This window comes from Lysinibacillus composti, from assembly GCF_016908465.1.
GTDB classification, from domain to species: Bacteria; Bacillota; Bacilli; order Bacillales_A; family Planococcaceae; genus Ureibacillus; species Ureibacillus composti_A.
Map to the genome: position 1 here is coordinate 45,195 of NZ_JAFBDY010000017.1, position 24,251 is coordinate 69,445.

Annotated in this window: 21 protein-coding genes; 10 read left to right on the plus strand and 11 right to left on the minus strand. The window is 34.9% G+C overall.

The features are described 5' to 3' along the window. Window positions 1–60 precede the first annotated feature (60 nt). Complete coding sequence (locus tag JOD29_RS15300) at window positions 61–690, plus strand: homoserine/threonine efflux transporter (RefSeq protein WP_124766333.1); 630 nt, start codon at window positions 61–63, stop codon at window positions 688–690. A gap of 455 nt (window positions 691–1,145) precedes the next feature. On the opposite strand, the gene JOD29_RS15305 is transcribed toward JOD29_RS15300, so the two are convergent. The 5 genes from JOD29_RS15305 to solA form a co-directional block, all read right to left on the minus strand. After that, window positions 1,146–2,168, minus strand: a complete 1,023-nt coding sequence (locus JOD29_RS15305; protein ID WP_124766334.1) for a DUF3231 family protein — start codon at window positions 2,166–2,168, stop codon at window positions 1,146–1,148. Between the two features lie 207 nt (window positions 2,169–2,375). Beyond that, window positions 2,376–2,828 carry a GNAT family N-acetyltransferase gene (locus JOD29_RS15310; RefSeq protein ID WP_124766335.1) on the minus strand — a complete coding sequence of 151 codons (453 nt, stop codon included), beginning with the start codon at window positions 2,826–2,828 and terminating at the stop codon, window positions 2,376–2,378. 242 nt (window positions 2,829–3,070) lie between these two features. Beyond that, window positions 3,071–3,400, minus strand: a complete 330-nt coding sequence (gene csaA, locus JOD29_RS15315; protein WP_124766336.1) for a chaperone CsaA — start codon at window positions 3,398–3,400, stop codon at window positions 3,071–3,073. Between the two features lie 371 nt (window positions 3,401–3,771). Beyond that, window positions 3,772–4,599, minus strand: coding sequence for a hypothetical protein (locus tag JOD29_RS15320; RefSeq protein WP_124766337.1), 828 nt, complete (start codon window positions 4,597–4,599; stop codon window positions 3,772–3,774). A gap of 297 nt (window positions 4,600–4,896) precedes the next feature. After that, on the minus strand, window positions 4,897–6,006 hold the full coding sequence (gene solA, locus JOD29_RS15325; protein ID WP_124766338.1) for an N-methyl-L-tryptophan oxidase: 1,110 nt from the start codon (window positions 6,004–6,006) through the stop codon (window positions 4,897–4,899). 440 nt (window positions 6,007–6,446) lie between these two features. On the opposite strand from solA, the gene JOD29_RS15330 reads away from it, so the two are divergent. The 3 genes from JOD29_RS15330 to JOD29_RS15340 all read left to right on the plus strand — a co-directional run bounded on the left by JOD29_RS15330 (window position 6,447) and on the right by JOD29_RS15340 (window position 10,389). Then, window positions 6,447–7,784: a sigma-54 interaction domain-containing protein gene (locus JOD29_RS15330; protein ID WP_239585750.1), complete on the plus strand. Its 1,338-nt coding sequence runs from the start codon at window positions 6,447–6,449 to the stop codon at window positions 7,782–7,784. Window positions 7,785–7,895: 111 nt separating this feature from the next. After that, window positions 7,896–8,885: an agmatinase gene (gene speB, locus JOD29_RS15335; protein ID WP_124766340.1), complete on the plus strand. Its 990-nt coding sequence runs from the start codon at window positions 7,896–7,898 to the stop codon at window positions 8,883–8,885. A 61-nt stretch (window positions 8,886–8,946) separates the two neighbouring features. Continuing rightward, window positions 8,947–10,389, plus strand: a complete 1,443-nt coding sequence (locus tag JOD29_RS15340; RefSeq protein WP_124766341.1) for a sodium:solute symporter family protein — start codon at window positions 8,947–8,949, stop codon at window positions 10,387–10,389. A gap of 201 nt (window positions 10,390–10,590) precedes the next feature. On the opposite strand, the gene JOD29_RS15345 is transcribed toward JOD29_RS15340, so the two are convergent. Both JOD29_RS15345 and JOD29_RS15350 read right to left on the minus strand, forming a co-directional pair. Further along, window positions 10,591–13,785, minus strand: coding sequence for a biotin/lipoyl-containing protein (locus tag JOD29_RS15345; RefSeq protein WP_124766342.1), 3,195 nt, complete (start codon window positions 13,783–13,785; stop codon window positions 10,591–10,593). Window positions 13,786–13,823: 38 nt separating this feature from the next. After that, window positions 13,824–14,516 carry a coiled-coil domain-containing protein gene (locus JOD29_RS15350; protein ID WP_124766343.1) on the minus strand — a complete coding sequence of 231 codons (693 nt, stop codon included), beginning with the start codon at window positions 14,514–14,516 and terminating at the stop codon, window positions 13,824–13,826. Window positions 14,517–15,430: 914 nt separating this feature from the next. On the opposite strand from JOD29_RS15350, the gene JOD29_RS15355 reads away from it, so the two are divergent. The 4 genes from JOD29_RS15355 to JOD29_RS15370 all read left to right on the plus strand — a co-directional run bounded on the left by JOD29_RS15355 (window position 15,431) and on the right by JOD29_RS15370 (window position 19,379). Next, complete coding sequence (locus tag JOD29_RS15355) at window positions 15,431–16,552, plus strand: ABC transporter permease (RefSeq protein ID WP_124766344.1); 1,122 nt, start codon at window positions 15,431–15,433, stop codon at window positions 16,550–16,552. Next, entirely contained in the window at window positions 16,552–17,238 is a 687-nt protein-coding gene (locus JOD29_RS15360; protein ID WP_124766345.1) for an ABC transporter ATP-binding protein, read from the plus strand. The genes JOD29_RS15355 and JOD29_RS15360 overlap by 1 nt, the downstream gene beginning before the upstream one ends. A 459-nt stretch (window positions 17,239–17,697) precedes the next feature. Next, complete coding sequence (locus JOD29_RS15365; RefSeq protein ID WP_124766346.1) at window positions 17,698–18,057, plus strand: P-II family nitrogen regulator; 360 nt, start codon at window positions 17,698–17,700, stop codon at window positions 18,055–18,057. 5 nt (window positions 18,058–18,062) lie between these two features. Further along, window positions 18,063–19,379 (plus strand): ammonium transporter, encoded by a 1,317-nt coding sequence (locus tag JOD29_RS15370; RefSeq protein WP_124766347.1) that lies wholly within the window; start codon window positions 18,063–18,065, stop codon window positions 19,377–19,379. Window positions 19,380–19,681: 302 nt separating this feature from the next. Here the strand turns inward: JOD29_RS15370 and JOD29_RS15375 are convergent, their stop codons facing one another. Next, complete coding sequence (locus JOD29_RS15375) at window positions 19,682–19,846, minus strand: hypothetical protein (RefSeq protein WP_158610585.1); 165 nt, start codon at window positions 19,844–19,846, stop codon at window positions 19,682–19,684. Window positions 19,847–19,927: 81 nt separating this feature from the next. Continuing rightward, window positions 19,928–20,107 (minus strand): hypothetical protein, encoded by a 180-nt coding sequence (locus JOD29_RS15380; protein WP_124766348.1) that lies wholly within the window; start codon window positions 20,105–20,107, stop codon window positions 19,928–19,930. A gap of 314 nt (window positions 20,108–20,421) precedes the next feature. Here JOD29_RS15380 and JOD29_RS15385 point away from each other — a divergent pair, with 314 nt between their 5' ends. Next, a complete protein-coding gene (locus JOD29_RS15385) occupies window positions 20,422–21,456 on the plus strand; it encodes an S-layer homology domain-containing protein (protein ID WP_124766349.1) in 1,035 nt (344 codons plus the stop codon). 147 nt (window positions 21,457–21,603) lie between these two features. On the opposite strand, the gene JOD29_RS15390 is transcribed toward JOD29_RS15385, so the two are convergent. Further along, on the minus strand, window positions 21,604–22,017 hold the full coding sequence (locus JOD29_RS15390; RefSeq protein ID WP_124766350.1) for a hypothetical protein: 414 nt from the start codon (window positions 22,015–22,017) through the stop codon (window positions 21,604–21,606). Window positions 22,018–22,136: 119 nt separating this feature from the next. Continuing rightward, window positions 22,137–22,685: a DUF402 domain-containing protein gene (locus JOD29_RS15395; protein ID WP_239585751.1), complete on the minus strand. Its 549-nt coding sequence runs from the start codon at window positions 22,683–22,685 to the stop codon at window positions 22,137–22,139. Between the two features lie 733 nt (window positions 22,686–23,418). Here JOD29_RS15395 and JOD29_RS15400 point away from each other — a divergent pair. Beyond that, a complete protein-coding gene (locus JOD29_RS15400) occupies window positions 23,419–23,901 on the plus strand; it encodes a DUF2798 domain-containing protein (RefSeq protein ID WP_124766351.1) in 483 nt (160 codons plus the stop codon). Window positions 23,902–24,251 lie beyond the last annotated feature (350 nt).

Sequence of the window (24,251 nt, forward strand, 5' to 3'; positions counted from 1 at the left end):
GATATACTTATAACAGTAGTTACTTTGGTAGTCACTGTTAGAGAAGGAAGGAAAAACTATATGGATGGCTTATTAATGTACGTTTCTATCGCAGCAATGATGGTTATTATACCTGGAGTAGATACAATGCTTCTGGTAAAAAATACGCTCAGTTACGGTCCAAAAGCTGGACGTTATACGGTTCTTGGAATGGCAACGGGACTTTCTTTTTGGACGCTTATTGCTATTCTAGGGTTATCGGTTGTCATTGCAAAGTCTGTCATTCTTTTTAGTACAATAAAATATTTGGGAGCTGCTTACTTAATTTATTTGGGTATAAAAAGTTTCTTTACTAAAAGTGTGTTTTCTCTAGAGGCAATTCAAGAACAAGCTAATGCACCTACCAATTCTTCAAGCCGGCATAATAAAGGGTCCTTTATGCAAGCCTTACTTAGTAATATACTTAATCCAAAGACTGTTTTGGTATATATAACAATCATGCCTCAATTTATCGATTTGAGCGAAAATGTAAATCAGCAATTAATTGTGTTAGCATCAATCCTTACTTTACTCGCTGTAATATGGTTTTTAACTCTTGTTTTTGTAATTGATTACGCAAAAAAGTGGTTGAATCACTCGAAATTCCAGAAAGTATTTCAAAAATCAACTGGCTTAATTTTAGTAGGGTTTGGTATTAAAACTGGCATTTAAATTAACTGATTAATATAATTTGAATCTCTTTGTTCAAAAATTCGAATGGTTTTTTTTAGCATATTTGTTATTTCATCAAAATGATCTTAGAAAACAATATACAATAAAGGGCGCAATTCTTAAGGAAATGCGCCCTTTACTTGAAGAAATTTATTCGATACTATTCATACAAAGAATGCTACTGTGTCTCACTAAATTTTTTAAAATTTGTATTAACAACCCTAATATTATTCCGATAAGCAGAAATAATATAGATAAAAAAACAGGACCGAGTAACACACCAAGATAACGATTCGACGTTAATTAAGATTTCTAATAGTATGAAAAGTATTCCTCTAAGTTATTTTCCATTTAGAAGCTGTCCAAAAGCAGGGAATGCAATATTCCAAAGGACTATTTCTATTTGTTTTTCTTTGGACATTCACTCACTTCCTATTAATTAACCATTCAGTATTTCACCTATTTCGATCCTTACTTTTCGCTAATTGCTCTTTATCCATTGTTCCTGGTGGCTGTTCTAACCATTCATTTTGAACCATTATATCCGCACCATCTTTCGCATATTGCCCGATTTCGATTGATAAACGCTCATAATTTATGGCTAAATCACTTCGTTGACTTGCAGCAGCTGCCGTTGCATAATTCCCCATACCTATTGCACTTAACAATGACATGTGGTACATGATTAATTTCTCAGAAAATGGTGGTGTCGTTGAGTCCGTAATACAAACATCTGATGAGGCTGGGACTGGTGTATCGTTATCTAATAGCAACTGTGTAAATATTTGAATATGCTTTTTTGAAGTATCACTTCCTCTTAACATCCACTTTTTAACTTTTCCCGTTGATGCTGTTTGGGCAAAACTTAACGCAAGTTTACTCCCTAGATTGTTAGTTTTTATATTCATAAATAAGTAAGATATTTCCACTGCATTTAGTGGTCTCTTTCTATTAAATGGATTTAATCCTGTAAAGTATTTTTTACTGTCAACAAAGTCAGTTTTAGTTGGATAAGGAATATAAGGAGGTCTCACAAAGAGTCCTTTTGAAAGAGATATATCCGCACCAGTTTCATATAAGTTCGATGTTTCTGTAAGTGCTTCCATGAAATAGGCCCTTATATCTTTTCTAGCACTCATTCCAATAAAGCCACCATATGCAAGTAAACCTGCTCTTACGGTATGGCCAATATAATCGAGCATAAATGAATCTGTGTATAAACGAGGGGCATTCAGATTTACATCTTCATTTGTAAATCCTGTTGGTAATGGGAGTTGTTCCTTTTGAAAGATGCTTGTGAGTTTCTCAATGTGAGTAGACGCAAGGTTATAACTCTGTTGAATAATCGAACGGATTTCTTGATCTTCTACATGTTTTAGAAAATAGCCTAAAACACATTTGGACATACTATCATTTATATAAGCAGTCCAAATAGAAGCAATTTCAGCCGACGTTAGTTGAATATGATGTTCAGTCATAATTTGTTTCCTCCAAGAAAGTTTCATGTTTAGTTAGTCTTCTCGGGAATCAAATTATTATAACTGAGCCAAGGAACAATTTCCCTTGAGGTCTTCATGACTTATAAGACTTCCTAATAAAGAATTCTCTTATCCAAGAATTTTAGCCTTTAAATGCAAAAGAGCGCGATTTAAAATGAACGCGCCCGATTGATTAATAAAACAATATTAAATTTCCTTTTTAAAAGAAGTTAAAGATATGCGTTCTGCTATTCTTTTTTCTTCTGTTTTTATAAATCCATTTTTCAAATAGAAGGTCACTGCTGGTATATTCTTGGATCCAGTTGACACTATTATTGTTTCAAAATCAACAAAATTGCTTTCAATGAAATCCAATAAAATTTTGGCAATTCCTTTTCTGAAGTGTTTTGGATGCACCATTAACCAATGTATGTCAATGATACCTTTCTCTGTTTTTATAGAAATAACTCCGCATAATTCTTCATTTAAGTAATAACCATAGAAAGTCTCTTCGCATTGCTTCAACGTTTCTACTGTGTCTTTTAATGGCGGCAATTCATAAAAGTCAATCATTTCAGCCTCTATCTTATATGAAGGAATTTGAATGTTTAATACTTCTCTAGCAAGTTTAGGGTTAGTAATATCAATTTTTTTAATCAATGCATCTCTCCATTTACTTTACTATTGAATAAAAATTAGTTTAAGTACCAATCTTCACAACCCTATCTAAACTTAAATTTAGATACCAATATTCTCATTAAATGTCGTTCATTAAATGACCCTATCAAATAAGACGCATTTCTAAATGAACGCGACTTGATTGTTGAAGATCATCATTATCCACTAAAGACCCCTTTAACGAAACAAATTCTGATTTAACATTAAGTTGATTTCAGATTTTTTTATGCTATTGGTGTTCCATTTTTAACAGGTTGATCTGGTTTTAATAGTACCACGTCATCTTCTCCTGGGACGCCTCCAATTACCAATACCTCAGATTTAAAGCCTGCAATACGCCTTGGAGGGAAATTTACTACTGCCACTACTTGACTTCCAATAAGTTGTTCTGGTTTATATCTTCGTGTAATTTGTGCTGAAGACTGCTTAATGCCCATCTCCCCAAAATCAATTTCTAATTTTATTGCAGGTTTTCTTGCTTCAGGAAAAAATTCCGCCTTAACAACAGTACCAATACGGATATCCAATTTCAAAAAGTCCTCAATCGTTGCCATTCAACAACCCTCCATTTTCTTACAGTTATTTTAATTTTAACTCATTACTTATTATGATTAAAGGTTATTGAACAAACGCTTTACATCAGTATACATAGTCAAGGTAATATCTTATTTGATAGTAAAGCTTCAAAAATTTCTAACCCCCTTTACATAAAGAAAGACACTCTCCCTATTTAAGGAAAGCGTCCTATTATGGAATAAGCTACTGCTTAATGACTTCGCATAAGATTTAAAATACATTTATAATAGTGTGGAAATATTCTGGGGATGAGATATTCTTCAAAGTATTTTTTATTTAACAAGGATCCTTGAAAAATCATCCTTCTTCATAATGATTGCTTCAAAAAGTCTTTTATTTTTTAATTCTTTTAAATACGACTATCTTTTAAAAAGCGGATACTATCTATTTTCCATGCATCTGCGGGAGAAAAACGGAATAAGTAAATATCCCCTTTAAAATATTTTTTTTCTTCTGAATTATTACTTACCCATTCGATTTCAACTGGCACTTGAAGACTTAGTTGATTTACTAGGTCTTCAACAGGAAAATTAGATAAACGTTTCAAATTTATATTTTCAATCGATTGAAAATGATCTTTCCAGTCAATTTGCTGATGGGAAATGGTCGAGATGATCCGGGAATCCTGCTGCTTAATTCCAGCTACATATGCATTAATTAGTTCAAACGGGTCTGCGCCGGTAACATACTCTTCAAGTTTGCCTGCTGCTTTTAAAATCATGAGTTTATGTGATAAATCCATAGAGTTTGTGCTGTGGGTCTTACTTCCATAAAAATGGATGCAAAAATGACCAGGAAAATTATTATTTAATGCACCAGCACCATGTGGCATCCCATGCATTGAAGCCGCAATCCATCGATCTTGATGAATGACTATAATAGCTCTTCGTTTCCAGCTCCATTTGCCGCCATATATCTCTTTCATTATTATCGTATCTTTTGAGGTCAAGGGCTGAACGTCCGCATGGCGGTTTCCTGCACGTCGCTGCACCTTAAACTTTTTCCCTGTTTCCACATCCAATACTGTAAACTTGCTGTACTTTGGCAAAATTTCATGCACTTTTTCCCAAGGGAGCATTTCAATCTCAATGCCCACACCTTCATCTTTTGCTAAAACATTGGAACAATTAATGAATAAGGTAATTGTTAAAAGAATGACTGTAATAACAGATCGCATTTTTCCCACTCAATTTCATTAGATTTTGAAAAAGCTTTTGCTTAAAAAAAGTTTTCCTAAAATAGTTGGATGTATTCATCACTTACCATAATTATTTAAAGAGCAATGTGAAAATCTAATAAAAAACGAGAAGCGAAGAGATGAAATGATTGATTAGCAGTGTAAAAAAGTTTCATTATTTTGTACCTTAATTTTAAACAATGGCACAAGATTGTTGTATATTAATACAAATTTAAGACTAAATAAATATGTAAACATAAAAACACTGCTCAACTATGGTAGCTAAGCAATGTTTGATTAAAATCGATTCAATTTGAATAGCTCGTTAGATAATTGTGGCTTGCCATCTGTCACCATTTGAGCAAGCATTTCGCCGATTGCACTACTGAACTTAAAGCCATGACCAGAGAAACCGGTTGCTACAATAACATTTGATTGTTCTGGGAGAAAATCAATAATAAAATGTTCATCCGGTGTCATTGTATATTTACATACTTTTCCTTCTTTTAATGTTCCGACTTGTGGCATATATGTAGCAAGAAACTGTCGTAAATCGGCTGTATCGGAGACGTCAAATTCACGCAACGCTTTATCTGGATTAACAGTTTCACCTCCATCATGACGCCCGATTTTAAAGCCAGCACCATTTATGCTAGGGAAGCCGTAGTAACACTCGTTACTAAGTTCCACTGCAAAGGCCGGGAAGTTTGCTTCGCCGTACAATGCTTCCTCGGCTTCAAACCAAGCAAATGTTTTTCGAATCGGGTTGAGTGGTAAATTGTATTGTTGTAATAGCTTTTTTGTCCAAGCTCCTGCACATATGATACAACTATCTGCTTCATATGTATTATTTGCTGTTGTTACTTTAACTGTATTACCAAAAGCAATATGTTGTACAGACTCATTTATGCGAACCTTAGCCCCTTCATTAATTGCTAGCTCTTTATATGCAGCAACACAGTCCTCTACACGAAGAACACCCGATGTCGGTTCAAATGCAGCTATCATATTGTCTCCAACTTGAATACCTGGCCAACGTTTCATAATTTCTTCGGCATTTAATATCTCAAGTGGTAAATCATACTTTTTAGCACTTTCAATCACAGTATGTATGAAAGGATTGTCATTGTCTCCAATATTGGCAACACCTGTTCGTAGTAGTAAATGCTTATTTACTTGTTGTTCTAACTGTTGCCAAAGTGTTGCGGCGCGTAAAGCAAGTGGGACATATTCGACTCCTTCACCGTAAGCATAGCGAATAATCCGTGTTTCACCATGATGGTTACCGTTTGTATGAGGTGGATTAAATGCATCAATGGCACATACCCTTTTTCCAGCCTTCGTTAAAAAATAAGCTGCAGCCATCCCCATTGACCCAGCTCCAACAATAATGCAATCAAATTTCATGTGTTATCACAACTTTCTGTTTTTTTATTTATTATATCGCTATTATATATATGAAAGAAAATAGAATTACTATTATTCAATAACTGAAGAGAGGAACTTGCTTCTATGCAGTTCCTCTTCTTTATATCTAACTATCTATTTTTTCAAACCTCTTAGGCTTGCATTTCTACATAGTTTCTCCACCACTTCTTTTTTACTGCCATATTAAAACAACTTTATATTTTAAATGGAAGCATGCTAGTTCATGTTTTCCTGTTTTCCTTCTTTTTTGCGATAGTACATGTAATTAATTGAAGGTAATAAATTAAGAAAGAAATTATTATCATTTTTCAGAATTTTTATTCTATTACCTTCTCCAATTTGTTTTAATAGATAGTAAAGAAAGTTTAGTCATCTATGAATAACGAACCCAAATTTGACTAATGGAGGTGCAGTTTAATTTGTTAAAGCAAAAGACTGAACAAGAACTGCTGAAAAAGATTATCGAGCATTCTTTTGATGAGATTTTTATTACTGATGAGCACGGTATGGTATTTGAGGTAAGCCCATCTTGCTATGATTTGTACGGTGTAACCCCGGACGAGATCATAGGGAATAATGTTTACTCATTGGAAGATAGAGGAATTCTAAATCCTTCTGTTTCAGCCTTAATAATCAAAAACCAAAAACCTGTCACTATTATTCAAGAAACACAAATGGGAAAAAAGGTCTTGGTCTCAGGGTATCCAATTTTTTCTGAAGGGAAATTAAAGCATGCGTTGAGCTTTTCGAGGGATATCACGGAACTAGAGACACTCAAGGAACGAAATGAACAAGTAGCAGAGACACTTGAAATCTATAAAAAAGAAGTTGAGAGGATTAAAAATCTAGAGTCTTTCTTATTCCAAAATGCAAAGATGAACGAGATTATGAATGTCGTATCAAAAGTGGCCAATCTGGATGTGATTGTCCTTATCGAGGGGGAATCAGGGGTCGGAAAAAGTAGGATTGCTCAACTACTTCATAGTCAATCGTTTAGAGCCGAAGAGCCATTTATTGAAGTTAACTGTGGAGCAATTCCGGAGGCGTTATTTGAATCGGAACTGTTTGGCTATGATGAAGGTGCCTTTACAGGGGCTAAACGAGGAGGAAAACCAGGATACTTCGAGTTAGCCAAGTCTGGCACTATCTTCTTAGATGAAATCGCAGAGCTTCCTGCTAATCTTCAAGTAAAATTGCTGTCCGTCCTTCAAAACCGTAAAGTCACAAGGATTGGCGGCCACCGTAGCTTTAATCTTGATTGCCGTATTATTTGCGCCACGAACCAAAATTTAAAAGAGATGGTAGTTCAGAAAAGGTTCAGGGAAGATCTCTATTACCGTATCGATGTTGTCAAACTTTTTATTCCACCTCTAAGGGAAAGAAAAGAAGAAATTCTCACGCTTATCTATGAATTTACGAAGGAATTTAACCAGAAGTATAGTCTCAACAAAAGATTTTCTACACAGATGCTTGAATTCCTAAGTCAAAAAGAATGGCTAGGAAATGTACGAGAGCTTCGCAACTTTGTTGAAAAAACAATTATCACATCAAATGTTGATATCATCAATATCCCCCATCAAGAATCTAACCAAAAACATAATGAAAGTTCCCTTTCTTCGTATTTGGAAGCAGTAGAAAAGGAATATATACAGCGTATGTATAAAGATTACCCTAACAGCATTTTGTTGGCGAAAGCCTTAAATATTAGCCAATCCACGGCTAATCGTAAAATTCAAAAGTACATCCAAAATCGTTGATAGTCAAAAATGACTAACGATTCCGCATTATTACCCGATTTAATCGCATTCTTTGTTTGGCATGGTTCTTGCTTTAATTTAAGCAAATCCATTTTTTAAGGGGGACTTTTCATGTCAAAGAAATATGTGCCAGTTGATTCACAAGTTTATCCACGATTTAGCGGTATTAAGACCTTTATGAGATTGCCACATGTACAAACAACAGAAGATATTGATTTTGCAGTGATTGGGGTTCCATTTGATACTGGCGCAAGCTTTGCAATTGGTACACGATTTGGTCCGGAAGCAGTCCGCTCTATGTCAGCGCTTATCCGTCCTTACAATCCAGGTTTAGAAATCGATATTTTTGAATATTGCTCTGGTGTTGACTACGGAGACCTTGCTGTAAACCCTGGATATATAGAGGATTCTTATCAATTAATTGAATCTCAACTTGAACCACTACTAGCCAATGATGTAGTTCCTATCTTAATCGGTGGGGATCATTCTGTTTCACTTCCACATCTGCGGGCAATGGCTAATCGGTATGGAAAAATTAGCTTGGTTCACTTTGATTCGCATGGAGATACTTGGGATTCTTATTTTGGAAAGAAATACACTCATGGGACAGTATTTCGCCGGGCCGCTGAAGAAGGGATTGTTGATACGTCAAAATCCATCCAGATTGGTATGAGAGGAAGCCTCTACAAACCACAAGATATAAAAGATGCCGAAGATTTAGGCTATAAAGTTATTACAACTCACACATTAAAAGGCATGACTCCAACAGAATTAGGTGATGCAATTAAAGAAAGAGTCGGGAATAACCCTGTCTTCGTAAGCTTTGATGTTGATTTTCTGGACCCTGTTTTTGCCCCAGGAACTGGAACACCTGAAGTTGGTGGGTTCAGCACATATGATGCCCAGCAATTTGTTCGACAGTTAAAGGGATTAAATATCGTAGGATTTGATTGTGTCGAAGTCCTTCCTGATCGTGATCCTGCAAAAGTTACTAGCCTTGCAGCAGCTAATGTGTGCTTCGAATTTATTTCATTAGTCGCTTGGAATAAAAGAGCAATCCCACAAAACAGCTCACCAAGTGAAAGTGTTATTCAAGGATAAGTTACCTAAACAATTGTAAGCACAAATACAAATAACGTTCTAAAAAGGAAAGGAGCTTTTGATGCTATCATTTCTTGACTATGGGATTATTCTTGTCTACTTCCTTATGTTAATTGGCATAGGGGTTATCAGTTTAAAGAAGATTAGCAATGAAACTGATTTCTTAGTGGCAGGACGAAGGTTAGGATACGGCTTATATGTTCCCGCAATGACCGCTGTTGTTTTAGGGGGAGCCTCTACATTCGGAAGCTCTACATTGGGATATCAATATGGGATTTCCGGTCTTTGGCTGGTCGCAATGATTGGCTTAGGTATTTTGGGAATGGGGATTTTCTTTTCAGGAAAGCTAAGCAAACTAAAAATTTTCAGTGTAAGTGAACTATTAGGGAACAGATTTGGTAAAAGTAGCCGTTATATAAGCGGATTGATTATGACTGTATACGATATCATGGTATCAGTAACAGCTATTGTAGCTATTGGTGTTATGTTCACTGCTCTATTCGGATGGAGTAGTGTCAACTCAATCCTCGTCGGTGGAGTGATTGTTGTTCTTTATACAATGCTTGGTGGAATGTGGGCTGTTACTCTAACCGACGTTATCCAGTTCTGGATTATGTTTATTGGAATTATCCTCATTCTCATGCCAATGGGAATCTTCCATGCTGGTGGGTTAGCGGAAATATCTAATAGAGTAAACCCTGAATTTTTAAGCCTAACAAATGTCGGAGGGAAAGCAATTTTTGCATACTTCCTTCTCTACTTCTTCGGTATGATGATTGGACAGGATATTTGGCAGAGAGCCTTTACAGCCAAAAATGAGAAAACCCTAAGAAGAGGAACTATTTATGCAGGCGTTCTTTGCATCATTTACGGAATTGCTGGAGCCGTCATTGGCATGGTAGCTAGCGTTGTCTTACCTGGGTTATCTGACCCACAGCAAGCACTACCTCAATTAGTTCTGACAGTTCTTCCGACAGGTTTGGTTGGTGTCTTGCTAGCAGCTGTTTCTTCTGCAGTTATGTCTACTGCATCAGGTACAATTATGGCTTCTTCAACTATCATCGTAAATGACTTTATCCTATCAAGATCTAAGAAAATTAGATCAGATAAGGACATAATTAAATTAACTCGCATTGTCACATTAGTAGTTGGTGGTATCGCTATCTTCATTTCACTCGTCTTACAAGATATTATTGTGGCGTTAGATGTTGCCTATGCTCTATTATCCGGTAGTATTTTCATACCTGTAATAGCTGCTCTTTTCTTTAAAAATGTATCTGCTAAAGTGACCTTAACATCTATAATTATAAGTGCTGTCGTCGTTATAGGAGATTTAATTATTGAAGGTGTTTCATCCCTAAACGCGATTATATTCGGCCTAATAGCAGGTGCCTTAGTGATGTTCATTGGGTCCTTAGTTCAAACTAAACAAAGTACAAATCAACAGTACGAAGAAAATATTGAAACAAAAGAATTAGAACAGGTGGTTGAACTTGAGCGTTAACATCAAGAGGAAGTAAAATGTAACCTAATACGATGAAATGTAGGATAACGAATATAGAAAACAGGGTAATTCTAAAAGAATTACCCTGTTTTCTTAGTAATTGTATACCCCAAAAAGGCGATAGATATAGTTTTTCAAAACCTACTTTAATACACTTAAAAGCAATATAAAACAACGTATTGTGTTTTACCGCAGTATATACTAACTTAATTCCACTTTAGTAATTTCACTTAAATAAACATTATTTACAATTGAGTCTTCGTCTGCCACAACATATTCGATAACAGATGGGCTAACGGTCCGAATATAAATGAAAGCTGAATCATCTACATGCTCGATTCGAAGCTTTTTACGCTGAACCTGTTTAATATCAAGTTGGTTGGTACTAGCTTCCGGTAGACTTGTGTAATAAATCTCAAAATCTTCTTCAGACGCATCAATGAATAAATGCCAAATGTTATACTTATCTTCTTGATCAATCACTGTTTTGAATTTACCCTTTTTCCCCATGCCAAGAAAGTACTTAAACTTCAATACATCATTTTCCATATTTCGGTCTATAACCTTAACATTTCCGCCTTTTCTGCTTTGTACAAGTCCAAAGGCAACACCTGTTTTTCCTGTAGGAGCAGTAAAAACATCTCGGTTAACTACTATGTTCCTCTCTTCTTGCTTTAAATAAGCATCTTCTGTCCCCAGTGGTGGAAAAATCTCAAAAAGATCTCCAGACACATCTGGCCAGTTTAGAGTATTTTGTACTTCCGTTTCAATCCATTTATTAAATAGATTCATCACAACCGGGGATTTACCTGAATTACCCGCAAGCAGTATATTTATTTTCTTGATTTTGCTAGATTCTGACTGAGTAAAAGCACGTCTTAAAGACTCAAAGAAGTTATGAATGCCTTTTTCAATTCTTTTCTCAATGATTTGTTCCAACTCATCTTGATCAATCAAAATTTCCACATTAAGTTTTGCATGGCCGGCTTTGTCAAACAGATCTACCCTGATCATGCCTCTTTCAAACTCTTCTTCATACCCTTCATGTTTTTCCCAAAGAGGCCTTATTTTTTCTACCAATTGTTTCATATTTAAATAGGATTCCTGTGATTCATTAATCAGCGTCTCACTTCCGGGAAATTTCTCACATTCAGCTGGGAGAGTAAAAGAAATATTGTACTCACGCATTGTTTTTTGGTTATTTTTAAACACTTGGAATGCCAATAGCTCTAGGATGTTCTCTCCACCTAAGTAACGATCCCCGCCCGATGAAAAATGCTCAATGACATAGTCATATCTTCTTTCTTTCAAGCCCGCCTCACGCCAAATACCAAAATCAAAATCTGTTGTACCTCCACCAAAATCAAACACTCCATAGTACGTTACGTCATCACCTTCAGGTTCAAACCCGTATTCTTGCAAGGCACAAATAGCATAGGCTGCAGGTTCAGTTGCCCCACCCGTGACACGGAATTTTTTCATTAACTCTTCATCCTGCTGCACCGGCATAGGAAGCGTCTTTTTTAACCCACGCTCAAAACTTTTTAGAATTTTATCTCTTACTTCTTTTTCATATGTCACCGGGAATGCCAAGGTGTAGTCCAGGTAAATTCCATTGTGCTGGTTGTTGATATACAAACCGAGGTAATAAGCGTATATCTCAATTGGGTTAATTTCCTCCTCGGTTAAGTCTAAGAAGGAACGTAATAAAACGGCATACCCTTTCTTGTCTCTTAATCGGAGTTGTTTTTTCTTTTCTCCCGCCCACTGCTTTAGATTATTTAAAATTGAATAATAATGGTCACTCTTTCCATTCATCAAGCTGTTAAGAGCATTGTGGGAAACCGTCACATCCTGCCATCTGGTTTCTGGTCTTCCTTCTTTTTCTTGATAAAGCTCTAGGAACTGCTCTAAATCAATAAATTCAATCACGGTTGGATTTTCATAGTGCCAGTCTTGTACTTCCGAATTAAGGTACCCAATGCCTATACGCATAGGAAGAGTAAGTTCACTTGCTTCTTGATAAACGACCACTGTACTTTTAGTTCCAAAATCAATTCCAACTATGCCATCCTCCCTAATATCCATTTTAGGGTTTCCGGCCATTATTTCATTCTTCAGTTTTATCGTTAAAGGTTTTTCTTCCTTATGGGTTGGCCATAAATCCCAATGGCCTCGGTTTGGATCTGTTAACATCTTTTCATCATACGGATCAATATCTGCTCTTACTTTTTCAGAGTTTAAAAGTTTCTCATAAAAGGACTGGGAATCAATAGAAATGGATGACAATTCATTTTGTAATTCACTATTCTTTAAATCCTTTAATTGGTACAATGCCAGCAAGTAATCATACTCCTTCTGGCGTTCCGTACTTAATCCCCTTGGTACAAATTTGTTTTCTAGCCATAACCGTAGAACCGTTTGATCGTCGATTTCAAAGGTATTTTCACCATTTAAACGGAAAATAGGAACGAAAAATCCTTTCCCCTGCGAATTGTTTTTTTGATTTACTACATCGAAACTTTGAATGTCATACTCATTGGATTTAAACGCGATTGAGTTAGGGAAATTAGTTGTTTGGGTGGCAAATAACCTTGTAACCGAAGAATGTTTATTCGCGGAAAAGTCTTCTAAAGCAACTATTTTCTTAAATACAGGGTGATCGGTTGTATTAAAACTTTTAGTAACTTCTTCCTGTGTCATGGCATCTCCTTTGAAACCGGAAATGTCCAAATGCTTTGTGTAATCAAATTCTTCGTCTATTAATTCATAGTAATTTCTATATGGAAATAAAGCTGCAATGTTATGATCGTAGACAACGTTTATGTTATTCATATAAACCCATCTGGAACGGAGCATCTTTTTAATCTCTTGAAAGAAGATTGATTCATCCTTAAAGAAGATTTGTTCTGCCCTCTGATATAGGTCTTTGATTAAAGATCTCGCTTCTTTATAAGTCATTGATATGGAAGTGATCGGAACAGTTTGTGCATCCGGTGAAAATAGATATAGATCCTGCTTCTCGTTCTTATTTATTAAGTGAATAGAGCTGTCTATCGTATTTTCCGCAGCTAAACTTGTTTCGCCCTCAAGGGTTTCTTCTTTATCTTCAATTGTTTCTTGTTTTTCCACTTCTTTAAAAGATTCTTCTGACTGAGCATCATCAGGCTCTATATAACAGATTGGATTACCAATCTTGACTAAATTGAATTCCTCTATGTACAAGTCTTTAAGGGTACCTTCTTTTTCTGAAAAAAGGTCAAATTCGATGTCCTCATGTTTAAATTTGGCTAAGGCTTCCCCTACCACAATATAATCACCAGGCTTTTTATACCAATGCATAAGAAGAATTTTTTCAACGCCTTCTTCTATCTTTGGAACAGTAATCGATGTCATTATGATTTCTCCTTATTTGTTATTCTCTTTTTCGCCTACTAGATTCTCACAATGGATTTTTTTATAATCTTCCCATTAATACTTACATATCCCGGCAGCAGGATGTCCGTAATATCCCCCGATACTTGGCTATGAGGGGCTCTTATATACAAGTCCTCTCTGAAGACCTCATTTAACTTCGCTTCCTGCCTTTTATATAAAGGGGTATCGAATGTTTTACTGTATTCTTGAAAGAAATACTCAAAAAGGGAGAGCAAAATCTCTCGTTCCAGCTCCCGTCCTTCCATAATCTCGTTTTTAATAAAATCCCACAAAGATGAAATGTTTTCATACTGTACACCGCAGACAATAAAATCCTGTACAGTATCGCCCTTGAAGATTCCTTTTAAGGATTTTTTAGTAGTTTCCGATAATTGTTGAACAGCCTCGTAAAGTTCTTCTGCTTCCCGATAGTCTGTTCTTCTCTTCTGTAATTCATTAAAATAGGATTCCAATTTCTTATGTAAATGCCTGGACTCTATTTGATACTGATTAATTTCCTCTTTTTTCGACTCAATCTCTTGTTGGAGCCTGGCTATTTCTTTTTCTTTTTCTATCAAGAGTTCCTTAGTTTCCCTCATTTGATTAGACGAGCTGGCTTCTGCTATTACTTTTATCTTTTCGATGATCCTTTCGTCTTGAAGGGAAACCATTAATGCCTGAATAAAATCATCATTTAAATCATTATTCATATTTAAACTCCTTTCAAAGTATTAACCAATCCTCATCTACTAGTTTCTATAAAGAATCAAGTCATGATGCTCCTCTGAATTGATTAATTATCTAGATTTCGAGTCCTAACCATAACATAACGAATTAAGGAAGATTTCACTTTGAAATCCCCCTTGTCACTTTTTACTATAAGGTACTTACTTTGGTTGACCTTTTCTAAAACTTCCTGTACAACATCTTCTTTCTTAACATCCAAATCTCTTACTATTCTCTCACGTATAATGTTACAATCTAGAGTATAATAAACTATATATTGATTCAAAAATAACTTCCTCCATTGGTGCAGTAACTAACGTATATACCATGGTTATTTACTTTATAAGCAAGTAATTAACCATTTCAGTTTTCTCTTTCACAGACATTATAAATATACCAAGTCCCTTTAAAGATAAATAGAGGATTATTATTCCATTATTCTTCCATTTCCCTCCTAAAGTGCACATAAATATAACTAGATCAAACCTGAAGAAATAATCATTATTTTTCAAGGTATTGTATTAAAGGCTTTCTTGAAACACTTCAAGTGCATCATCCTCATTTTTGCATATACATATTTGCTATCCCGTACATTTTTTCTTCACGAATTAGTATTTGCACATGGAATACGAACAGGTGTTAATCTTGCAGTCAAACATAAGATTACCATGTTAGAAGCAGAAATCGCCTTTTTTGAAATTCCATTCAACATCTAGTTCAATCAGTTTTATTTTTTATCCAAAAGAATCATAGGAACCGACGGAGGGTTCCTTTTGAATCTCAATAATAGATTTTCTTTTTTAGTTACATAGTCACGATTGACTAATCAATAAAATACTAATATACTTTCGTTAGTCAAACGTGACTATTATTATTTACGATAAAGGAGTGACTTTCATTGTTTCTTGCAATTAGAGAGTTAAAGCATGGTAAATTACGATTTCTAATGATTGGTGTTATAACTGTCCTGATTGCCTGGCTGGTATTCATCTTATCTGGACTGGGTAACGGCCTTTCCACTCTTAGTGCGGCAACATTTAAAAATATGGATGCTGATTATGTGACGTTTGAAGAGGGGGCAAGATCCTCTATGAGCCGATCGTTATTGAGTGAATCGTTGGTAGAGGAACTAGAAAGCCAACCTAGTGTTTCAGCTGCATCAGCAATGGGTGCAACTATGGGAACAGTAATAAATAATTCAGACTCGAATAAAAGTGAAAAAGTAGATATCGCCCTATTAGGGATTAATCCCGGTAGTTTTCTGGAACCTAAAGTAATAGAAGGAAAACCCCTTCAAACAAACGAGCCTTTGGAGGTTATCGCTAATGATACTTTAAAGAAAAAGGGCTTTAAGATTGGTGATACGCTGCAGATTGAAGGATCACTTGAAAAAATAAAAATTGTTGGGTTCGTTAAAAATGAAACATACAATCATTTACCTGCAATTTTTACTACCTTGGATGAATGGCGTTCAATTCAATTTTCAGCACCTGGTTCTGATAAAGGCATTGAGAAACCTGTAAATGCAATTATGCTGCAAGGGGAAAAGATCGACTCTGAGGAAATAAATCAGTTATTCAACAATACGGAAACAGTAACTAAGGCCACAGCCATACAGGGAATGCCCGGATATAAAGAAGAGAATGGCACAATTATGATGATGCTCGCTTTCCTTTTGGCCATTTCTGCTTTTGTTCTGGGAGTATTCTTCTACGTACTAACATTGCAAAAATCAAATCAGTTTGGCATATTGAAAGCTATCGGCGCCAGCAATCGTTTCCTTGGAAGAGCTATTGTATCGCAAGTATTTTTATTATCATCCATTAGCATTGTCTTAGGAATCTTGTTAACCTATGGGACAGCCCTTATTCTTCCGAATGAAATGCCGTTTTCACTTGATCTGAAATTAGTTGTCCTTTATGCCCTTTTATTACTTGGCATTTCGGTTTTAAGTTCATTGGTATCCGTTCGAAAAATAACAAAAATAGACCCACTTCAAGCGATTGGGAGGATGGAATAATGTCAGGAATACAATTTAAAAATGTCACTAAGCTGTATCAACAGGGTGAAAATCAAGTTCTTGCGCTCGATGATGTCTCCTTAACTGTGGAACAAGGCGAGTTTATTGCCGTCATTGGCCCTTCAGGTTCAGGAAAAAGTACATTTCTGGCGACTGCAGGTGCATTACTCCAACCTTCTAAAGGTGAGGTCATCGTTAACAGTAAAAATCTTAATGAATTAAGATCTAAGGATTTAGTACGATTGCGGCTGGAAGAAATCGGATTTATCCTGCAAACCAGTAATCTTGTACCCTATTTAAATGTTCTGGAACAATTACTTGTAGTGAAAAGAATGGCTGGGAAACTTTTAAAACAGGATGAGGAATATGCAAAGGAATTACTACAGAGTCTTGGTTTAGCAGCAAAACTTGAAAAATTACCTGAACAGTTATCTGGAGGAGAACGCCAGCGTACGGCAATTGCTCGTGCTTTTATAAACAACCCATCTATTATTCTGGCAGATGAGCCAACAGCAAGTCTAGATTCAAAAAGAGCACATGAAGTGGTTCAGCTCATAGCCAAAGAAACAAAAACAAGAAACAAAGCGGCAATTATGGTTACCCATGACGAACGAATGCTGGAATACTGTGATAAAGTGTATCGAATGGAAGATGGCAGACTTAAACATTATGATTTTCAGTCATGAAAAATTGAAGACAATCTCATAGATTACTTACATTTTAAAACCAATTGCATAATAAACATACTTGCCCCCTACTTTTAAGATAGTAGGGGGCTTATTTAATTTAAATCCTTTTATCTAATAACAAAAGTCCTCATTTACTAATTGTGAGGTTCTCCTCGCGTAATACTAAACTTGAATTTAGGAACGTTATTTATTTTCTCCTATATAACAATACAATTGAATGTTAACCATTGCATAACAACTTGAATGTAAAAAACGAACTTATTAAAAAAGTCCGTTTGTGTTAGAAAATATAGACATCCAACCTTCTTAAGTGCCGATTTTTCAACTTGATAAAGCCAATCCTCTCTGGCATTAAATATTCTTTTACGATAGGTATAATCTAATATCGATATTGGATATATGAAAAAAATATACTATATTAGTACAATAAAAATTTAACATAATCAGGGGGCAAAAATGAAAAAAATCGAAGCAATCATAAGACCTGAAAAGCTGACTGATACGTTAAAAGGATTAAAGAATATAGGGATTACAGGCTTCACAGTATCCCAAGCAGTTGGAAGAGGGAAACAAAAAGAAACTCAAGGGGTTTATAGGGGAAAAAATTACAAAGTAACTCTACGCCCTAAAATTAAATTGGAGATTGTTCTTTCCGATTATATGGTCAAGCAAACAATTGAGACAATTGTTGCTTCTGCACAGACAGGTGAAGATGGGGATGGCAAAATTTATGTGTATCCTATTCTAGAAGCCTATAACATTAAGACTGGTGAGGCAGATCTAAGTATAGATGATTTAGCAAATCCGGAGGGGTAAATAACATGGAACTAATATACTTAAATACAGTATGGATTGTGCTAGCTGCAGCAATGGTCCTATTCATGGAGGGTGGATTTTGTTTACTAGAATCCGGTTTGGTTCGAACTAAAAATGCTGTCAATGTTACGATGAAGATTTTTGTAGATTTAACAGTTGGCATCTTAGCTTTTTGGCTCATTGGTTTTGGCATTATGTATGGGGAAGATGCATTTGGATTGATGGGGACAAGTCTCTTTGGTAATCCAGAAAAAATTTCCTTATCAATTGAATTGCCTAGTGCAGCTTTTGTTCTATTTCAAATGGGATTTGCAGTTGCTAGTATCTCGATTGTTTCAGGTGCAGTAGCCGAACGGATGAGCTTTAAAGCCTATATTGTAACAGTAGTACTGATTTGTATGATCATCTATCCTCTTTCAGGTCATTGGATTTGGAATAACGAAGGTTGGTTAGCAAATCTGGGCATGAAGGATTTTGCAGGATCTTCTGCTATTCACGCACTTGGTGGATTCGTTGCTTTTGCGATAGCCAAAATATTAGGACCAAGAAAAGGCAGATTTAATTCGGATGGTAGTACGAATGTATTTGCGCCTAGTAACATTCCTTTAGCTTCATCTGGTGCTTTTGTTTTATGGTTCGGTTGGTTTGCTTTTAATGCTGGAAGCACATTAGATGCATCCAATACATCCCTTGCAACGATTGCCCTTAATACACTTCTTGCTGGTGCAAGTGGCGGTACTGCTGCGCTCTTCATGACAATGAAAAAGTTTGGAAAAGCAGACCCCAGTATGACGATTAACGGTGTATTAGCAGGCTTAGTAGCTATAACTGCTGGATGTGCATTTGTTTCGCAATGGAGTGCAATCATTATTGGCGTTGCCAGTGGTGTAATTGTTATTTATGCTACGTTATTAGTAGATGCTCTAAAAGTAGATGACCCTGTTGGAGCTGTGGCTGTACACGGTTTTAATGGAGTATTTGGAACGATTGCAGTTGGATTGTTCGATACATCCCAAGGTCTTTTTACAACTGGTGATTTTTCTCTCATAAAAGTACAATTATTGGGCTCAATTGTCGTAGTTGGCTGGGGTCTGATCGGCGGAACCTTTATTGCAAAGGTATGTGAGCTAACAGTGGGTCTAAGAGCAAGTGTACGTGAAGAAGAAGAAGGATTAGATATGTCTTATCACGGTATTCCAGCCTACAATGAATTAGAGCTGTTCACTGATTTACCTACAAGTTTATATGATTTTGAAGAAACAACAGGCATCATAGTTGCCCCTGCTAACAATAAAAAGTCGTTAGATAAACCCCCCTCCTAGTTCAAGATAAATATAGCCTAATTAAGATTAAGATTAAATAGTTGTTCACTTGATAGCTTTTTTGTGTAAGTAAACATTGTTTCTAATATTGTAAACCTATTAATATAAGTGCCAGTCTGCTATCGGACTGGCACTTTAATATTTCTCATAAAAAACGCACTACTTATAATAAGTTTCACCACCATAAATCCTGAACTTTATAATTCATGCTTCTAAAATAATAGATAAGTCCATAGCTCGCATTCAACAACAATATGGACCTATTCATGAAAAAAGACGCTCTTCTATTACAGAAAAGCGCCCTATTCTGGAATTAGCTTCTGCATAATATCTTCAAATTTCATATATTCAGGTTTCATTTTTTCTTTAATGGATTCCATAATTTTTTTAGCTTCTTCTCTTGAATATCCATATAAAATCAACTGACAATAAGCATGCAAATATTCTTCACTAGTCATTTCAGCCACAAATTTCACCCTTTCTTATTTTTAAATTTAATTCAATTTATCAATCTTTATATCTTTCAATTCTTCTTCACTATTGCCCCTTTAGTTCATAAAACCTGCACCGATTAAGGAGAAAATTATATAGCTAAACATAATAGCTCCAAAAATAGTATTAATTGCAGTGTTTTCATCACCATTTTTAATCTTCTTTACCAAAGAAACACAATTCACGAAGAAAAATATTGCAATGATTGGAGTTCCATAAAAAATTAAAAAATCCATTAACTCTCCTCCTTATGTCAAAATCTTACTTAGATTTTAACATAAGTATCCAGCATTTCAGGGTGGTATATATGGCCCTTAAAAGCAAAAAGAGTGCGATTCTACTCTTGAATCACGCCCTATTCTGGAATAACGGCCAACTTATATTAGTTGGATATGTCCCACCTACTGTTTAACAGATTAAGAAGTGACTGTAGTTTTTTTGAAGCACTTTATGAATTCGAAAGTATAGTTACTTTCGAACACTTTACCACATAATGGAACTATATAAAATTTATAGATTAAACTATTATTAACCTTGAGGTGAAGAAAACATGAAAAAACTAACAAAAATATTTTCAACAGCAGGATTAGCCTGTACAGTACTATTCTCTTCAATAAGTGGAGCATCTGCAACAACAGTACACTATAATGATATAAATAAAGATGATAATTTCTACAACTCTGTTGATTATTTACTAGAGCAAAATGCAATCAGTAGAACATTACCTAAGTTTAGACCGTATGAAAATATTACTCGTGGTCAATTTGCTAGTATTTTTGCAAAGGTTCTTGGTTTAGATGTTGCAAATACTGCCAATCCACACTTCAAAGATGTTTCTACAACTCATCAATTCTATCCATATGTTTCAGCTTTACAAAATGAAGGCATTTTAGGTGGTAAAGTCGATGGAACATTTGGGATTAATGACCCATTAACTCGTGGTCAAATGGCAGGTATTTTGACAAAAGCTTATGGAATTTTACTGCTTGATGATGAAGGCTATGGAAGTATTAGAAATATTTATGGTACCGAATCTGATTATAGATATGCTAACGATATTTATAATGGTTACTCTTATAATGAAGGACAATGGAATGATGACTTAGGAACACTAGAATACTTAGGAATTATGATTGGTTACGGTGATGGCAACATGTATCCTAATAAACCTATTAATCGTTCACAGTTTGCTAATATGATTTACAAGGTTGAGCAAAAGGGTATAAAAGATTATCACTATCAATCATATAATGACTTAAGAAAACAGATATCAGATTTAGGGTTAAGCATCGAGGATGTAAATAAATCATTAGAAGAGTTTTTAAATGATAAAGCTATCTTTGAATGGGCAGATGCAAGTATTACAAGTAAAATTAATGGCAGTTATCAGTCTACAATCTATGCAAAAATAATTGCCGAAGGTGAAATGATCTTCGAAGATTTACGTTTAATAATAGAACTTAAGAAAGACAACACTAAACCTAAAGGTTGGTGGATATCAGTAGATAGATATGCAACTGCAGCGGTAGAGGAACCTACTACAACTGATGATACATCTACAGTTGAAACTACTGTTACTGAATAATAGTTAATTAGAGATCCATGAGGAAACATATCTCATGGATTTCTGAATGTTTATTATGTAATTATATCTTGTGACATTATCAAAGATAAAACAAAAGGGAGAACGTCAATATAAATCCCCAAAAGCGCCCGATTGTTGAACAAAATATTATTTCTCAATTCGTACTAATGTTTTTTCAGGCATTTCAATCAAATCAACATTAAGGTTGTCGATTCTCAAAGTTATTTCACCAACTCTTTTGTCCTTTTCCTCACCAACCCAACAACTATAAAGTTCAAAGTAATCGCCCTTTTCAAGATAGTTATCCATAATTTCACATAATGCAATTAGCTTCTTTTTCGATTCAGCACACGTTTTTGGGTTCATATATTCAGAAATCTCAATTCCCCAATGACTCGATACTTCATATACAAAAGGTGTAGTAAATTGGTATTCTTTCACATTTTGTTTGTTATAAACGCTTGAAAAACAATCTCCAATATACATGAAATCATTATATTCATCATGATCATCACTAAATGGAATTTCTACATTACAACCAATATAGCTAGCTAGACTCATTTGAATACCTCTTTTACTTTTTTAAAACTCTTCTGTCCAAAATTTCAATATACTTCCTTACAATATAAAAAGCACAATTCTTGCATCAGAATTGCGCCTTTTAGCTGAATAAGTCCTCACTAACACTTATCTAAAAGTGGGGCAAAACTTTTATGATTATAGATACTTTCAGATTCCGCAATAGTTTGAGAGAGTACGTCATTAATTGATTTTAATAATGTTTCTAAAGCACTTTTAACTGAACCATTCTCGAATTTTTCCAGTTCCTCAGGTAATTCGTACTCATCCAAAATGAAGTATTCACCATTTGGGAGTGCTAATACATCTATAATTAAATCTTCAAATGAAACCATTCTCTCTTCGAATTTTGTATTTTTTACTATGTTAAAATAAGAAGCTAAATACTTCCCTTTTTTATCTCTCCAAAAATACAAATTATATGGACGATTTTTCCAATAATAAGCAATTGTATAACTCCCTACCGGAATAGTTATATTAAATTCATTAAATTGCATTGTAAAAGATTCTTTAATAATATGAAACAAAACTCGACTTTGATTTTGATCTCTTAACAACCAACATTTATAATCTGCCAATTTAGAATCATATCGTATTTTTCTCTCTGTTATTTCGTTCCATTTAAACTGACTAATATCTACATTAAGCAAAATTTAATCATTCCTCCCAAAATACACCCACTAAATTAGTGTCTGGACAAAAAAATATTTTATATAGTAGCTGAATTTCTTAAACTAAAAAGCCCCGTTACTTTAAGTACCTTTCTTCTCAATATCTTCTCAATTTTAGCATAATACCATTACTGTGTTGCTCCACAACTTGGCCCATAGAATATAAAATAAGCGCCAATTCCTCAAGAATGGCGCCCGATTGCGGAATAAGCTGCTGCACAATATTATATATTTGTTTAGTAGGTGATATACTCAGGCAGATAAAACGTATTTGAATAGCTTAATATGATAGTAAAAATAACGGGTGATTTTTACTATCCCAACTTTCATTTTCTTTTTGGACATAAATTGTGGTTATGGTAGTGTCTACATCCGCAATAAATGATTGCCAAGGGAGACGGTCCTCGGTCGACAGTCTCTTTTTATTGCGTTCACCCTTCACCCCCACCCCAAACAGCTACTTCACTAAATTTCTTTTACAAGAGCGCCCAATTATTGTAGATGGTTATTGAACTAAAGTTGCTTTAGTTCAATAACACAATTCTCTTTTGCTCACATCTATTCTTTTTTTTCAAGACTGTAACTCAATTGTAAAGCTGCTAAAATTAAATAATCAGTGTGTAGAGATATTGGTACGATTTTTACTATCCAAAAATATATGTCGAATGATACGTCTGCCATCTGAAATTTTTATTTTTCGGAAGGTGAAAATATGTATAGAGAAGATAGACTACCTCAAAGCCCAAAAGAAGGCATAATATTTATGTTGATTATTTCGATTATTTCAGTCAACACTATTGCACCTATTATTATGGGGATGGAAATCGGTTTCAGTAAGGAAAATTACTTGGAAACCTTAAAGGTTATTCCGATTATGTGGATTATCGTCATTATATTAGTAAGATTTGTTGCGGGACCATTAGTTGGTAAAGTGATGCCAAAATTTGTTGGAGAAACAGATGGATTTAATGCTAGAATTTTATTTAATATTTTATTGAATGTTACAGTCTTATCTATTCTTCTTACACTTATCGGAACTTGGGTTGGTACCAAACAAATAAGCTTTGCACCTTTCCAGAACTTTTTTCATAGTTGGTTTAGGAACTTTGGTGTAGCATTTTGGATTGAGTTGTTAATTGCACAACCCATCGCTAGATTCGCAATGAAGAAATTACATTCAAAAACAAGCACGTAAAGCAAAGGTTATTAATCTTTAATAAGTATTAAACATAGTCATAGCCGATTGGTTTTTTATAACCAATCGGCTTTTAATTTACTAAATAAAAGGATTTAATACGCTATAATTTTCTATAAACTCTTCTTATACTACTTCCACAAACCTGCTCCAATAGTTTAGGTGTAAACCTTCACAATATCCAATTTAGATCAAGGTTGATATCAACAATCTGGCTCTTACATGTAAAAAAATGCAGATCAATCCTCTGGAAATGCGCCCGTTCGTAATATAAGGTTAGCCAGATTTTTCTGGTTGACCTTTTTCTATATGGTCTTATTATAACGGTAGTCGGGGTAGAACGTAGCGCC